Source organism: Ruegeria meonggei, assembly GCF_900172215.1.
Classification (GTDB): domain Bacteria; phylum Pseudomonadota; class Alphaproteobacteria; order Rhodobacterales; family Rhodobacteraceae; genus Ruegeria; species Ruegeria meonggei.
Genome location: NZ_FWFP01000005.1, coordinates 257,356 through 271,125 on the forward strand (window position 1 = coordinate 257,356; position 13,770 = coordinate 271,125).

Consider the following 13,770-nt stretch of genomic DNA (forward strand, 5'->3'; position numbering starts at 1 on the left):
TGCCTAGTTCTTTTCGAAGAACAGGATCACCTCGCCCAACCGAACCCCATAGCGCGAGACATAGGCACGGTTCAGCAGGCGATCCTCGCTGAGCAGCCACATCCAGTCATCGAAATCGACCCGCATCGTGCCATCCTTGACCGGCAGATCAATCTTGTAGGTCCAGTTGAACGTATCACCACGCTCAATCCCGCTGGCCGTCCCCAGTACACCGGGTGCAGTTCCGGTCCAGGTGTCTTCGCCGGTTTTTTTCAGGGTCCAGATGCGCTGTTCGGTGGCACCGTCGTCATAGACGAAATCCTCGACCAGGGTCAGGATCTTGCCGTCCCATGTGCCCTCGATATCAACCGTAAAGCGACGCGGCACGTTGCCCAGCACGTCCTGAAACTGACCGTAGGCTACGGTTTTGCCCGCAAAGAACTCTTCCAGATTCAGTTGCCGGTCGGACAGAAAGGTCTTGGGCACGCGGGGTTTGGCCGAGCAGGCGGTCAGGGCAGCAAGCCCAACAATGGCAAGGGTCGGGATCAGAAAACGGCGGGTGATCATTGTAGCGTCCGTGCCTCTACCGCGGAGTCATAGCCGTTCGTCCCATTCAGATGCGCCGCCTTGGTTATTGGGGCGGGGCGCATGGTGGCGATCAACTCAGCGACCTTGATGCCGAACTTGCGCATCTCGGATCGGTTCATGATCACGCCGTTTTCCGTCAGATACATCCAGTCAGTGACGTCCAGCGTGTGCCCGCCAGCATCTTCGGGCAGGATGATCCGGTAGGTCAGTTTGACAGTCGATCCCGATATCGTGCCATGCCCTTCCCCCACGATGTCGTCCGCCGTGGCGATGAACGTGTTCCCCGTGCCCAGCTTCAGATACCATTTTCGGGTCATTGTCTTGCCGTTGGAATAAGTGAAAAATTCGGAAAGGGTGCCGGTATTGCCGTCCCAATTTCCCACCATGCGGGCGACAAAGCTGTTCGACATCTTGCCGTTGGGGCCATAAATCAGACCCTCGGACAGGATCTCTCCGTTCAGGTTTTCCTTCATCTGAAAGGTCGGCCCGGTTCCGGTGTAATCCGCAGGCGATTGCGACCGAAAGCTTAAAAACCTGCCCTTGGCGGCCAGCAGGGCGAGGATAGCGAATAGCAATACTACGATGAGTTTCATTTGGCTGAGACCTCAGTGGGCAGCGCCAGAACCATTCCAAACGCGCCGAGTTTCAGGATGCAGGGCAGCACGGCATAGGCGAGGTTGAGCGTATTCAACGCCTCGGTCGAGTTTGCTTGTCCCGGGTTGAACCCGCTGCGCTCCAGCAGGGGCAAAGTGATAAAGGCAGCAAGCGCCAGGCCCAGCTTGCCCGCAAATGACCAGATGCCAAACGCAGCGGACGCGTTCAGCCCGGCGCGCGTCAGCACGACCGAGAACATAGCAGGGAGCACCACCATATCCGCGCCCAGTGCCGCACCAGATGCCAGGCAGATCAGGGCGAACCCGGTCAGGTTCCCAGTTGACAACATGGCAGCCCCGACAAAGCCCGCGATGGACAGGGGCATGGCAATCATAAGGGTCTGTTTAGGGCCAATTCGGTTGCTGAGCCTGGCCCATAACGGCACGCTGGCCCCTGCGCTTAGGAAGAACAGGATCAGTAGCGGCCCGGCCTTGCCGGGCAATTGCAGCCGATCTTCGACAAAGAACAAAAACAAGGTCGAGGTGATCGCCACGGGCAAGCTGTTGACCAGCGCCAGCGCCAACAGGCGAAGTGCACCAGCCTGACCCAGACTGGCAAAAGACAGCGGCTCTCCTGTTGTTGGGGCGCGTCGCCAGATCGGCAGGGTTACGGCCAGCGTGATAAGGGCGATTACGCCCAGAAACAGCCCAAAAGCCGGATATCCCTGGGCTCTGGCACCAAACGCCACAAACAGGGCCGGTGCGCTGGCCGCTAACACCACGCCGGTCAATTGCCCACCTTCACGATATGCGGCCAGCGTCATCAACTCTTTCGGATCAGGGCGTTTGGCCAGCGTTGCGCTGCGGCCATACAGTAGGATGGTGCCAAGACTGTAGGCCGAAAACAGAAGCACAAGAATAGACACTAATGCAGCTATTTTCGCCCCTTGTGGTAGACCAAACAGCAATGGGAATCCAATCGCCAGCCCGATCGCGGCGGCAGCGGCAAACAGGGTTTGCGCACCCGGCCAGTGGTCGATGGCCCAACCGATCAGCGGATCCTGCACCAAATCCACCAGCCGGATCATCAGCAGGACGGTGCCGATCACACCCAGTCCGATACCCAGATTTACGGCTGCAAACCGCGGCAGATGGATGTAGAGCGGGATACCCGCCGCAGCCAACATCAACGCATAAAGGCTGACCCGCGGATACAACATCACTGACCCTTCAGCTGCTGCGTGAAGCTGGCGGATCTTGTGTCACTTCCCAGAAAAATGGACATGAAGGCGCGTTTTGCATCGGGGTAAGTTAAGGTGCAGGTCCTTTGACCGTTGCGCCAGAATCCAACCTTGTTTGGTCCTTCAGAGATCGCAATATAACTGTCTCCTTTGGCGACGGCCTGAAAACACTGCTCTAGCTGGCTTTGCGTTGGCGCCGGGTTGCCCTGCCGGGCTATCTCTTGCAGCGTCGAGTTAACAAGGACCTTTTGTTTCAGGGTTTTGCGATAGGTCAGTTGCAGACCAAAATCCTCATCCCATCTAAGTGCTGCCCCTTTGGGCGTGAACAGCTTGGCGTCATAGATCGGCACGCCCAGAAAGCGAAAGGTCGCGCTTCCCCTGAGCTGCGCATCCGTCACCATTTGCGTAATGGGTGAGGCTGCTGACCCGCCCGGGGTCAGCATCACAAAGCAGACCAGAGCCGCTGCGCAGGTGTCAGAAATCCGCCGAGGCAGGGACGGCCGGATCTTTTGCAAGAATGCCATTGTCAGCTCCGATGGTTTGCGGGGTGCCGTTGATAAGCCCGACAACATGCATCGCGCTGGCAATGCCGTCTTCGTGAAAGCCGTGCCGGTTATACGCACCGGCAAACCACGTTCGATTCTGTCCCTGCATCTCGCGGATTTGTCCCTGTGCTTTCAGAGCGGCTTTGTCGAACACGGGATGGGCAAATTCGACCTGATCATAGATTTTCTCCGCAGGAATTTCGGACGCCGCGTTCAGCGACACAAACAGCGGGTCGCTGTCTGGGATGTTCTGCAGCCGGTTCATCCAGTAAGTGACGCTGACATTCCCCCCCTGCGAGCGATAGGTCCAGCTGGACCAGCAGGCCCGGCGTTGGGGCATTTGGCCGGGATCACAATGCAGAACGGCGCTGTTCGGCTGATATCGGATCGCACCCAAGGCAGCCTGTTCGACTGGGGTGGCGGCCTGACCCAGAAGGGCGAGGGATTGATCGGAATGGGTGGCCAGAATGACCTCGTCATACAGATCGGACTGCCCGTGGCTGTGGATGGTCACGCCGGTATCGTCCCGGTGAATGTGTTCGACCGGGCTGGCCAGTCGGATTTCTGAACCACGCGCGCGCAAGGCGGCGTCGATGCGGCGGACATACTCGATACTGCCGCCTTTAACCGTGTACCACTGATGCTGCTTGGCGCGGCCGCTGGCCAACAGCGCGTGATTGCGGAAAAACTGCACCAGCGAACGGGCCGGAAACTGGTCGACAAACTCAACCGGCGTAGACCAGATCGCACCGCACATCGGCATCAGGTAATTGTCGCGGAACCAATGACCAAGACGCAGTTGGTCGACCAGCTCTCCGATTGTGGTGTCGTCATCCTGGGCGGCTGTGGGGGCCTCTCTGCCGAACCGCAGGATGTCGGCGATCATCTTGTAATAGGCTGGCCGCGCGAGGTTGCGTTTCTGTGCCGTCAGGGTGCGCAGGTTGTTGAGCCCGTATTCGATACGGCCATCGTCGATGGTTGCGCCAAAGCTCATCTCGCTTTTGTCGACGGGTACGTTCAGCTCGTCGAACAGAGCGGTTAAATAGGGGTAGGTGGCATAGTTGAAGACGATGAATCCGGTATCTACCGGTTGGTCCCCGTTCTTGCCGGCCATGACCGTGCGCGCGTGACCGCCCAGCCGGGGTTCGGCCTCGTACACGGTGACATCGTGGTCTTCTGAAAGATAGTAAGCGGCTGAAAGACCTGAAATGCCTGCACCAACTACTGCGATTTTCTTGCGTACGCCCCGGGCTTCGTCGAACATGCCATCCCCTTTGTGCGACCCTTTACAATAAGATACGCAGAATGGTCGGGGGTGGATCAATAAGGTTAGAAGTTTTTTGGTGATGCACTATGGTGTGGCGTCTGGTGACATCTTTTGGGGTCAGCTATTGCGTGTGATCCATCGCAGGGGTGACGCCGTATTCATAGGGAACACGAATAGAACGGCCCTCGCATGAGCAGCTTTAACGGAAAAATCTATTGGATTATTGGCGCCAGCGAAGGTCTGGGCCGGGCCCTGGCCGAGGCTCTTGGCCGTCAGGGTGCACATCTGGTCCTGTCAGCCCGCAATGCCGAGCGCTTGCAGGCGATCTGCGCCTCCCTGCCCAAAGCGCGGGCGATTCCAATGGATGTGACCGATCCGGATTCAGTGCGCCGCGCGGTGGCCGAGGCCGGAGAGGTTGATGGGCTGGTGTATAACGCAGGTGCCTATGATCCCATGCGCAGCGGTGATTGGGATACCGAGGCGGCATTGGCGATGACGGATGTGAACTATCTGGGGGCGTTGCGTGTTCTGGGTGAAACCGTGCCCGGCTTTGTGCAGGCGAAGCGCGGAGAGATCACACTTATAGGCTCGCTCGCGGGGTATCACGGCTTGCCGGCTGCGATTGGTTATGGGGCCAGCAAGGCGGCGCTGATTTCGCTGGCCGAGACGATGCGCCATGATCTGGCGGGCACGGGTGTGACGGTTCGGATCGTTAATCCCGGCTTTATCAAGACCCGGTTGACCGAAAAGAACGCGTTCAAGATGCCGATGCTGATGACGCCCGAGGATGCGGCGGATCGGGTGATCAGGGCGATGGGTCGTCGTCGATTCCGCACCGATTTCCCTGCACCGTTTTCCTGGCTGGTCCGGTTGATTGATTATCTGCCGGATTTTTTGGTCTATCGTGGAAAATAGACCCTAACCAAATTGTCCCTGACAAAACCATCCCGCCGACATGGTGCCGCCATGGCCGTAAAACAGCCATAACCGTTCACCCTGTTGCGTCACCACCACCCAGTAATCGCGCACCCCACTGCGCCAGTTGGGGTCATCCAGCCACCATTCCGGCGCGATCCGTTCCGGGCCGGTGGCCTGGGACAGCTGCCAGTCGCGCCCGCGCCAGCGGAACGCAATTGGTACATCCGGGGTTTCCGGGGCCATCACCGGCTCGGGCTGCCACATCTGCAGGGGCCGTGGGCGCGATGGGGCAGGCCAGTCGCGCGCGGGCTCTGACCATGCTGCTGCCAGCGTCTGGGCGGTTTTCTCAGGGATGTGTGAGGCCGCAGGATGCCGTCTTGTGATCACCTCAAGCCCGACCCGCGCGCCCAGTTTGCCAATCAGATCATCGACGGCCGTATTGCCCTCCAACCGGTCACGGACGGCGCGGCGGGCCTCGGCGTGGCCAGCCATCGTACGGGCGTGGATCGGCTCGGTCTGGACCGCCACAAGCCGCAGCATGTCGATACCATAGCCCGCGTCAATCTTGTCGATTTTCATCTCTAACAAGGGGCGAATACGGTGTTTGTCATAAGCCGGGCGGGCCAGGCCGACCTCAATAACTTCAGCCGCCTGGTCGGCGCGATGTGCCTCAAGCCGCAGGGTGCGCACCCCGCGGGCTTTTTCTTCCAGCTTGGTGCAAAGCGTGGGCAGCATCCGGTCGATCGCGGCCATCACGTCCTCGACCAACCCGATCGGATTGGGCAGGGTCATCCGCACCGCAAAGTGATGTGGTGCGCGCGCGGGTGAGACCGGTTCGGGCGCGCTGCCCATCGCCTGATCCAGCCGCAGCACCAGCCCCCGTCCAAACCGTCGCGCAAGGGACGCACGCGGCTGGCCTAGCAGATCGCCGATCCGGCGCAGGCCCAGACGGTTCAGCTGTGCCACCACCTGATCCTCCAGCCGCAGCGCCGCGATGGGCAGGGGGCTGAGCGCGCCATACGCCTGCCCCGGCGCGGCGACCCGCGCGCCACCCCCCAGGGCCATCACTTGCGGTGCGGCGCCACCTCTGGTCCAGTGCCGCCGCTTGGTGGCGCGGGCGCGGGTGGCGCGGGCCTCTTGGCTGATGGCGTCGCCATTGCGGTCGGATGTGGCCTCTTGCCCGGCATAGCGCGCCAACGCCCAGGCTGCGCCCAGCGTGTCGGCAATGCCCATCTGCACACTCAGACCCATATCGGCGCAGTCGATTTCCAAAACGCGCAGCAGCGCCTCTTCGCCGCCGAACAGATGGGCACAGCCCGACAGGTCGACGATCAGCCCGTCGGGGGCCTCTTCAGCCACCCAGGGGCTGAACTTGCCCGCCCAGCGGCGCAGCGCGGTCAGGAACACGGCCTCGGCCGGGGCGTTGCGGGGGCGGGTAACAAGCGATGCGCACATGGCATGGGCATCGCGTACCGGCTGGCCGACCCGTAAACCGGCGGCCTGCGCATCCGCATTCAGCGAGGTGATAACCTGCATGTTCGACTGTTCGGCCACCACGGCCAAAGGCCCATCCTGCAGGCCGCGCGCGGCGCGAACCAGCCGTTCGGCCCCAAGACAGGGAAACCACAAAGAGAGTATTCGGCGTTTGGGCATCGGGCAGACATCAAAATGTTCTTATTTTGTTCTTAAATGAGAATCACACCCCGAGTCCACGCTTACCCACAGGTCAGGCGTTGAATGACACCTTCTGAATCCACATAAACATTCAGCCGGTCGATGCGGTAATCCTGCGTGGCGATGCCATCAGGACCCAGAACCCGCGCCCGTTCCGGCAGTTGCGCCTGAATGCCCGAGACCGGCTGACCAACAGAACCTGCAAACGCATCGCCTTCACAAAAGGCCAGATCGACCGGCGCGGCCTCGGGCGGCAGGGGGCTGTCATCTGGGGGCGGAGGCGTCTGTGCACAGGCCGCCAGCAGGGCCAGTGCGGGAATAAATCGGTGCATTGGCGTTCCTCATTCTGACTATGTCGTTTCTGCAATATCAAATGTTTAGCCATCCTGCCATCAAAGTGCAGTTGAAAACACCCTGCAATTAACGCAGGGTCGGGTCAAAATCGACAGGGAGATGAAAGCCATGCGTACCCGTGCTGCCGTCGCCGTTCAGGCGGGCAAACCTTTGGAAGTGATGGATGTGAACCTCGAAGGCCCCAAGGCGGGTGAGGTTCTGGTCGAGATCAAGGCCACCGGCATTTGCCACACCGACGAATTCACCCTGTCGGGTGCCGACCCCGAAGGTTTGTTTCCGGCCATTCTGGGCCACGAAGGCGCAGGCGTGGTGGTTGATGTGGGCCCCGGTGTCACCAGCCTGAAACCGGGTGATCATGTGATCCCGCTCTACACGCCGGAATGTCGCGAGTGCGAATACTGCCTGCACCCCAAGACGAACCTGTGTCAGGCGATCCGTTCTACACAGGGGCAAGGCTTGATGCCCGATGGCACCTCGCGCTTTTCGACGTTGGATGGGGATCCGATCCTGCATTACATGGGCTGCTCGACCTTTTCGAACCACACGGTGCTGCCCGAGATCGCGCTGGCCAAAGTGCGCCCGGACGCGCCGTTCGACAAGATCTGCTATATCGGTTGCGGCGTCACCACCGGCATCGGTGCCGTGATCAACACAGCCAAGGTGGAGATCGGCAGCCGCGCCATCGTGTTCGGCTTGGGCGGCATTGGTCTGAACGTGATCCAGGGCCTGCGTCTGGCCGGAGCGGATCAGATCGTCGGCGTTGACCTGAACCCCTCCAAGGTGGAAATGGCCACCCGTTTTGGCATGACCGATTTCGTCAACCCGTCCGAGGTTGAAGGCGATCTGGTGCCCTATCTGGTCGATCTGACCAAGGGCGGTGCGGATTACACCTTTGACGCCACCGGCAACGTGGGCGTTATGCGCACGGCACTGGAATCTGCGCATAAGGGCTGGGGAGAATCGATCATCATCGGCGTGGCGCCCGCGGGGGCCGAAATCTCGACCCGACCGTTCCAGCTGGTGACCGGGCGTTCGTGGCGCGGTACAGCATTCGGCGGAGCGCGGGGTCGGACAGATGTGCCACAGATCGTCGACTGGTACATGGACGGCAAGATCGAGATCGACCCCATGATCACCCACACCATGGGTCTGGACGACATCAACCACGGGTTCGACCTGATGCATAAGGGCGAAAGCATCCGGTCGGTGGTGGTGTACTGAGAAAACCAAAATAATTTCCAAGGGCGGGCTTTTGCTCGCCCTTTTTGATTCTTACATTCCTCACCATGAATTAAATTTAAGGTTGAGGATTTCAGGTGACGACAGGACGAACAGACCGCCTTGCGGTTCTGATTGACGCGGACAATGTCTCCGCAAAACATGCAGCAGAGATATTTGAAGAAATCGCCACGTTGGGCGAGGCTGGGCTACGACGGATATACGGCGATTTTTCCAATGGGTCGCCGCAGGGGTGGGAAGCTAAATCACTGGCCGAATACGCCATTGTTCCCCATCAGCAATTCGCCAATACCACCGGGAAAAACTCAAGCGATATCGCACTGGTCATTGATGCCATGGACATCTTGCATTCGGGACGGTTCAGCGGGTTTGTTTTGGTATCCTCAGACAGCGATTTCACACGTCTTGCCAGCCGCATTCGCGAACAAGGGCTGGACGTGTTTGGTATCGGAGAACGTAAGGCGCCCAAGGCCTTCGTGGCGGCGTGCAATCGGTTTATTTACATTGAAAACATTGAAAAACCCGAAGCCGGCGCGGCAAAAGCCCAAAAGGGCGAGAGCCCGAAATCGAAGCATGACCTGAACCATGCCTTCCAATTGATCCGTAACGTTGCAAAGAACTCGAACGAACCCGACGGCTGGGCCACACTTGGGTTCGTTGGGCACCAACTGGGTAAAATATATCCGGATTTTGACGCCCGCACCTACGGCTACAAAAGGCTGAGTGATCTGGTGCGTGCCTTGGACCGGTTTGAAAAAAGCGGAACAAACGGCGGCCTCAAAATCAGAAGCACGGAGCCTTGACGGCAGAGGGCTACTCCCCCGGACGTGTCGCCCCGGTATCCGATCTGGGCGAGCGGACCCGCAGAACCGGAGTGTTGGCGGATGCGTTGGACCGGCTTTCGCGCCAGACCACAAAGACGCCGGATGCGATGATGATGCTGGCACCGACGGCGACCCAGCCGTCAGGTTTTTCGCCAAAGAATGCCATGCCAAAGATCGTGGCCCAGATGATCTGGCTGTATTGGCTGGGCGCAATGACGCCAGCTGGTGCTGCGCGGTAGGCCATGATGATCAGGTGTTGCGCGATGACGGAAAACACCCCCACCAAGGCCATCATCGCCAGATGCAACAGCGAGGGCGGCAGGTAGACGGCAGGTTGGGCAAGGCTCATCACCGCTATGGCCAGCAGCATCGGATAGAGGATCAGCACGGCCGAGCGTTCCTCATTCCCGATCTTGCGCACCAGAACGGATGCAAAGGCGCTGCAGAATGCCGCCGTCAGCGCCGCCAGATGGCCCAGCGTGATGTCCGTGGTGCCGGGGCGCAGGACAATCAGAACGCCGATCAGGCCCACACCTACGGCGGCCCAGCGCTGGGCGCGGACGACCTCGCCCAATATGGGAATCGACAGAACGGTGACGATTAGCGGGAAGGAAAACAGCAGCGAATAGACCTCGGCCAGGGGCAGTACGGAAAAGGCGTAGAACGCGCAGGACATGCCGGTGACCATCAGCGCGGATCGCAACAGGACCAACCACGGGTGATGCGGCAGGAAATTGCCCGTCGACCGATCAGTTAGGATCGTGACCGCCATCGGCACAAAAGAAAACAGCGTGGCGAAGAATATGATCTGCAGCACCGAATACGTGCCGCCCAGCACCTTGATCAGCGCGTCGTGGCTGGCAAAGACGGCAAAGCCCAGAAAGGCATAACCCAGGCCGCGGACTGTGGTGTTTTGCGTGTTCATCAGACTGTCTCGTAGACCGGATCAATGGGCCGCGCGTCGGTTTGGACGGCGCGGCGGCTGTGTCTAACCGGTGCTTAAACCCAATTTGCCGAGGCGCATAGCCCCTATTTTATCGCTAACATGGCATAGCCGTCATGATCAGGGATCATCGCAGGAGCGGCGGCGCGTCCTTGGGTTGGCGCGCAGATTGCACGCCGGCTCGCATCCCCACCCCGATGCGACGCGCCAGCGCCACCCAAGGCGTGGCGGTTTCTGGTGGCAGGGTTTGGGTGGCGACCTCTTCGAACAGGTCCAGCCAATGGGCGAACATCTCAGGGCGCACATCGGGGCGTTCGATATGGACCCGCTGCGGATTGCCGTCATAGCTGCGCTCATACAGGATCGCGTTGCGCCAGAAGGCGACGATCTTGTCCTCATGCGTGGGCCAGTTGGTGACATGTTTGCCAAAGACCGGGCCCAGCACCGCATCCTGCCGCACACGGGCGTAAAAGGCGCGCACCTGCGCGTTGATCTGATCCGGTGTCGCGGGAAAGCGCGGGGGCAGGGTGGGTCTGGTCATGGTGGCCTGATCTACGTCTCTGTTTTTGGCAGATAGGTCGTTCCGGCGTCAGGGAACAGAGGTGGTTTTGTCGCGCCCCTCCGGTGTCAGCAGGTGCCGCAGCAGGGCCACCGGATGCGCCTTCAGGCTGAGACGGGTGGCGACGTAATCCTCGACCACCTGTTCGCCCAGGGTCATCTGCGGCAGATGGGCGGCGGGCTCATCCAGAGCTTCGCCCTCCAGATCCTGCGAAAACAGCGGCAGCGGTTTGGCAGTGGCAATCGCTTTGGCCTGCCACAGCGCCTCGCGTCGGGTCAGGTCGCAGGCGACAAAGGCATCGGCCTCGGCCAGCCGTTCGATCACCGACGGCCCCAGGCCCGCGCGACGCCAGACGTCATCGACCTGGGTATAGCCGTTGCCGCGCGCGGCGGTCAGCCAGCTGGCGTCTTCCTCGCTCAGGCCCTTGATCTGGCGGAACCCCAGCCGCAGGGCCAGCCCGCCGTGGCCGTCAGGCTCCATCACATTGTCCCAGAAGCTGGCATTGATGCAGACCGGGCGCACCTGAACCCCATGTTCGCGCGCATCGCGCACGATCTGGGCGGGGGCATAAAACCCCATCGGCTGCGAATTCAGCAGGGCGCAGGCGAAGATGCCCGGGTGGTGGCATTTGATCCAGGCCGAGGCATAGACCAAAAGTGCAAAGCTGGCCGCGTGGCTTTCTGGGAAGCCATAGGAACCGAAGCCCTCGATCTGCGAAAAACAGCGCTCGGCAAAGTCCTGTTCATACCCGTTACGTTTCATCCCGCGCAGGAACAGCGCGCGAAACTCGCTGACATTGCCGTGTTTCTTGAAGGTCGCCAGTGACCGGCGCAGGCGGTCGGCCTGTTCCGGGGTGAACCCCGCGCCGACAATGGCGATCTGCATCGCCTGTTCCTGAAACAGCGGCACGCCGAGGGTCTTGCCCAGCACCTCACCCAGCGCGTCCGAGGGGAAGCTGACCTCCTCCTCTCCGTTCCGCCGCCGGATATAGGGGTGGACCATGTCGCCCTGAATGGGGCCGGGGCGGATGATGGCGACCTCGATCACCAGATCATAGAAATTGCGTGGCCGCATCCGGGGTAGAAAGTTCATTTGTGCACGTGATTCCACCTGAAACACGCCGATACTGTCGGCCTTGCACAGCATGTCATAGACCACCGGGTCCTCGGGCGGCAGGGTGGCCAGGGTATAGCCGGTCTGGTGGTGCTGGGTGATCAGATCGAACGCCTTGCGGATGCAGGTCAGCATGCCAAGGCTGAGCACATCGACCTTGAGGATGCCAAGCGTGTCGATGTCGTCCTTGTCCCAGCAGATAACCGTGCGATCCTCCATGGTGGCGTTTTCGATGGGGACCAGCTCGTCCAGCCGCCCCTCGGTGATGATGAAGCCGCCGACATGTTGCGACAGGTGACGGGGGAAGCCGTTGATCTCATAGACCAGCATTAGGGTCTGTTTCAGGCGGCGATCATCGGGGTCGAGGCCGATCTCGCGCATCCGTTCAGCCTCAAGCCCGGCGGCCGAGAAAAAGCCCCAGAGCTGTGAGGACAGCGCTGAAATGGTGTCCTCGGTCAGGCCCATCGCCCGCCCGACCTCGCGGATGGCGCGCTTGCCGCGGTAATGCACCACCGTGGCGCAGAGGCCGGCGCGGTGGCGACCATAGCGGTCATAGATGTGCTGGATCACCTCTTCGCGGCGTTCATGTTCGAAATCCACGTCGATATCGGGCGGTTCATCGCGCGCCTCGGATACGAAACGTTCAAACACCATGGTGCCCATCTCGGGGCTGACCTCGGTGATGCCGAGGCAGAAACAGACCACCGAATTGGCCGCTGATCCGCGCCCCTGGCACAGGATGTCGCGCGAGCGGGCGAAATGGACAATGTCGCGGACGGTCAAAAAATAAGGCTCGTATTTCAGCTTGCCGATCAGCGCGAGTTCATGGGCCAGCATCTTTTTGGCCTTGTCCGAAGCCCCCGCCGGATAGCGCCAGAGCAGCCCTTCATGGGCCAGACGGCGCAGGCGCTGGGTCGGGGTTTCCTGTTCGCTACCCTCGCTGGGGTATTCATAACGCAGCTCATCCAGTGAGAATGTGAGCTGCTCGCTAAGGTTATGGGCACGGGTCACGGCGCCCTCATGTCCCTTGAAGATGCGCAGCATTTCGGGTTCCGAGCGCAGACGCTGCTCTCCATTGGCTAGCGCCTTGCGACCCAGATCATCCACCTTGCGGCGCAGGCGGATGGCGGTCACCACATCCGCCAGTTTGCGGCGGGCCCCGTGGTGCATCAGGGGCGTGGCACTGGCGAGTGTGGGCAGGTCGAGTTGCTTTGCTTCAGTCTCTAATACAGAGAAAAACGCATTGTCTGCGCCATCATAGCGGGGATGCATCAACAGATGCATCCGCCCGGCAAAGCGGCGCGTCAGCTGCTGCGCCTGTGTCCGCCAAGGGCTCCGCCCGTCTTTCGCCTGAGAAGCGCCACTGGCGCTTCTCCGAGACGGCTCAGACTCCGCGCCGCCCTGCGACGGGGTCGCCTGTGGCCAGAGCAGCAGGTGGAGACCGTCGGAAAACTCCATCAGGTCGGACAGGTGCAGGATGCAATCGCCTTTCTCGGCGCGCAGGCGGCCCCTGGACAGGATGCGGCATAGGTTGGCCCAGCCCTGCCGGTTCAGGGGCAGGGCGGTGACGGTGGGCGCATCGGTAAAGATCAACCTGGCCGCCGGGATCAGGCGCGGCACTGCGTGGATGGGATGCGACGGCGGTTTGGGGATGTGATCGGGGCAGGGCGGGCCGATCGAGGTGTTCTGCGCCTCCCACTCCAGCCTTTCGTGCACCTTGCGGGCGATCTCGCGCGCTTGGGTGTGGGCGCGGACGATGCCGGCGACCGAGTTGTCATCGGCAATGGCAATCGCAGGCAGGCCCAGGGTGACGGCACGCTCCATATACTCCTCGGGGTGGGAGGCCCCGGTGAGGAAGGTGAAGTTCGAGGTGATCGACAATTCGGCATACATGGCGATTCTCTATCATATTCACGTTTTGTTCTTTTTCGAG

The 13,770-nt window shown here is 60.7% G+C and carries 13 protein-coding genes; 3 read left to right on the forward strand and 10 right to left on the reverse strand.

Annotation, left to right across the window (positions count from 1 at the left end):
- Positions 1 to 3: 3 nt before the first annotated feature.
- From RUM8411_RS10305 to RUM8411_RS10325, 5 genes are read right to left on the reverse strand one after another with little or no spacing between them, the layout of a single operon-like run.
- A complete protein-coding gene (locus RUM8411_RS10305; RefSeq protein WP_085822598.1) occupies positions 4 to 546 on the reverse strand; it encodes a DUF3833 domain-containing protein in 543 nt (180 codons plus the stop codon).
- A complete protein-coding gene (locus RUM8411_RS10310; protein ID WP_085822599.1) occupies positions 543 to 1,160 on the reverse strand; it encodes a DUF3833 domain-containing protein in 618 nt (205 codons plus the stop codon). Before RUM8411_RS10310 ends, RUM8411_RS10305 begins: the two co-directional genes overlap by 4 nt.
- Positions 1,157 to 2,380, reverse strand: coding sequence for an MFS transporter (locus RUM8411_RS10315; protein WP_085822600.1), 1,224 nt, complete (start codon positions 2,378 to 2,380; stop codon positions 1,157 to 1,159). Before RUM8411_RS10315 ends, RUM8411_RS10310 begins: the two co-directional genes overlap by 4 nt.
- Positions 2,380 to 2,925 carry a hypothetical protein gene (locus tag RUM8411_RS10320; RefSeq protein WP_085822601.1) on the reverse strand — a complete coding sequence of 182 codons (546 nt, stop codon included), beginning with the start codon at positions 2,923 to 2,925 and terminating at the stop codon, positions 2,380 to 2,382. The genes RUM8411_RS10315 and RUM8411_RS10320 overlap by 1 nt, the downstream gene beginning before the upstream one ends.
- Positions 2,876 to 4,210 (reverse strand): NAD(P)/FAD-dependent oxidoreductase, encoded by a 1,335-nt coding sequence (locus RUM8411_RS10325; RefSeq protein ID WP_085822602.1) that lies wholly within the window; start codon positions 4,208 to 4,210, stop codon positions 2,876 to 2,878. Before RUM8411_RS10325 ends, RUM8411_RS10320 begins: the two co-directional genes overlap by 50 nt.
- A 192-nt stretch (positions 4,211 to 4,402) precedes the next feature.
- On the opposite strand from RUM8411_RS10325, the gene RUM8411_RS10330 reads away from it, so the two are divergent.
- Positions 4,403 to 5,128, forward strand: a complete 726-nt coding sequence (locus RUM8411_RS10330) for an SDR family NAD(P)-dependent oxidoreductase (RefSeq protein WP_085822603.1) — start codon at positions 4,403 to 4,405, stop codon at positions 5,126 to 5,128.
- Between the two features lie 3 nt (positions 5,129 to 5,131).
- On the opposite strand, the gene RUM8411_RS10335 is transcribed toward RUM8411_RS10330, so the two are convergent.
- Both RUM8411_RS10335 and RUM8411_RS10340 read right to left on the reverse strand, forming a co-directional pair.
- The gene (locus RUM8411_RS10335) at positions 5,132 to 6,784 is read right to left on the reverse strand and encodes a Y-family DNA polymerase (protein ID WP_085822604.1); all 1,653 of its coding nucleotides are present in this window, start codon (positions 6,782 to 6,784) and stop codon (positions 5,132 to 5,134) included.
- 62 nt (positions 6,785 to 6,846) lie between these two features.
- Positions 6,847 to 7,137 carry an I78 family peptidase inhibitor gene (locus tag RUM8411_RS10340; protein ID WP_085822605.1) on the reverse strand — a complete coding sequence of 97 codons (291 nt, stop codon included), beginning with the start codon at positions 7,135 to 7,137 and terminating at the stop codon, positions 6,847 to 6,849.
- Between the two features lie 130 nt (positions 7,138 to 7,267).
- Between RUM8411_RS10340 and RUM8411_RS10345 the strand changes: the two genes are divergently transcribed.
- Together RUM8411_RS10345 and RUM8411_RS10350 are read left to right on the forward strand one after the other, a co-directional pair.
- The gene (locus RUM8411_RS10345) at positions 7,268 to 8,380 is read left to right on the forward strand and encodes an S-(hydroxymethyl)glutathione dehydrogenase/class III alcohol dehydrogenase (RefSeq protein ID WP_085822777.1); all 1,113 of its coding nucleotides are present in this window, start codon (positions 7,268 to 7,270) and stop codon (positions 8,378 to 8,380) included.
- 95 nt (positions 8,381 to 8,475) lie between these two features.
- Complete coding sequence (locus RUM8411_RS10350) at positions 8,476 to 9,201, forward strand: NYN domain-containing protein (RefSeq protein WP_085822606.1); 726 nt, start codon at positions 8,476 to 8,478, stop codon at positions 9,199 to 9,201.
- Between the two features lie 10 nt (positions 9,202 to 9,211).
- Here the strand turns inward: RUM8411_RS10350 and RUM8411_RS10355 are convergent, their stop codons facing one another.
- From RUM8411_RS10355 to RUM8411_RS10365, 3 genes are all read right to left on the reverse strand, one after another.
- On the reverse strand, positions 9,212 to 10,147 hold the full coding sequence (locus RUM8411_RS10355) for a DMT family transporter (protein WP_085822607.1): 936 nt from the start codon (positions 10,145 to 10,147) through the stop codon (positions 9,212 to 9,214).
- Positions 10,148 to 10,292: 145 nt separating this feature from the next.
- Complete coding sequence (locus tag RUM8411_RS10360; RefSeq protein ID WP_085822608.1) at positions 10,293 to 10,706, reverse strand: group III truncated hemoglobin; 414 nt, start codon at positions 10,704 to 10,706, stop codon at positions 10,293 to 10,295.
- A gap of 48 nt (positions 10,707 to 10,754) precedes the next feature.
- Positions 10,755 to 13,730, reverse strand: a complete 2,976-nt coding sequence (locus tag RUM8411_RS10365) for an error-prone DNA polymerase (RefSeq protein WP_085822609.1) — start codon at positions 13,728 to 13,730, stop codon at positions 10,755 to 10,757.
- Positions 13,731 to 13,770: the final 40 nt, after the last annotated feature.

Bases quoted from the DNA above. Each gene is read 5' to 3' on its own strand.
- RUM8411_RS10305 (WP_085822598.1), bottom strand. From the start codon at position 546: ATGATCACCCGCCGTTTTCTGATCCCGACCCTTGCCATTGTTGGGCTT.
- RUM8411_RS10310 (WP_085822599.1), bottom strand. From the start codon at position 1,160: ATGAAACTCATCGTAGTATTGCTATTCGCTATCCTCGCCCTGCTGGCC.
- RUM8411_RS10315 (WP_085822600.1), bottom strand. From the start codon at position 2,380: ATGTTGTATCCGCGGGTCAGCCTTTATGCGTTGATGTTGGCTGCGGCG.
- RUM8411_RS10320 (WP_085822601.1), bottom strand. From the start codon at position 2,925: ATGGCATTCTTGCAAAAGATCCGGCCGTCCCTGCCTCGGCGGATTTCT.
- RUM8411_RS10325 (WP_085822602.1), bottom strand. From the start codon at position 4,210: ATGTTCGACGAAGCCCGGGGCGTACGCAAGAAAATCGCAGTAGTTGGT.
- RUM8411_RS10330 (WP_085822603.1), top strand. From the start codon at position 4,403: ATGAGCAGCTTTAACGGAAAAATCTATTGGATTATTGGCGCCAGCGAA.
- RUM8411_RS10335 (WP_085822604.1), bottom strand. From the start codon at position 6,784: ATGCCCAAACGCCGAATACTCTCTTTGTGGTTTCCCTGTCTTGGGGCC.
- RUM8411_RS10340 (WP_085822605.1), bottom strand. From the start codon at position 7,137: ATGCACCGATTTATTCCCGCACTGGCCCTGCTGGCGGCCTGTGCACAG.
- RUM8411_RS10345 (WP_085822777.1), top strand. From the start codon at position 7,268: ATGCGTACCCGTGCTGCCGTCGCCGTTCAGGCGGGCAAACCTTTGGAA.
- RUM8411_RS10355 (WP_085822607.1), bottom strand. From the start codon at position 10,147: ATGAACACGCAAAACACCACAGTCCGCGGCCTGGGTTATGCCTTTCTG.
- RUM8411_RS10360 (WP_085822608.1), bottom strand. From the start codon at position 10,706: ATGACCAGACCCACCCTGCCCCCGCGCTTTCCCGCGACACCGGATCAG.
- RUM8411_RS10365 (WP_085822609.1), bottom strand. From the start codon at position 13,730: ATGTATGCCGAATTGTCGATCACCTCGAACTTCACCTTCCTCACCGGG.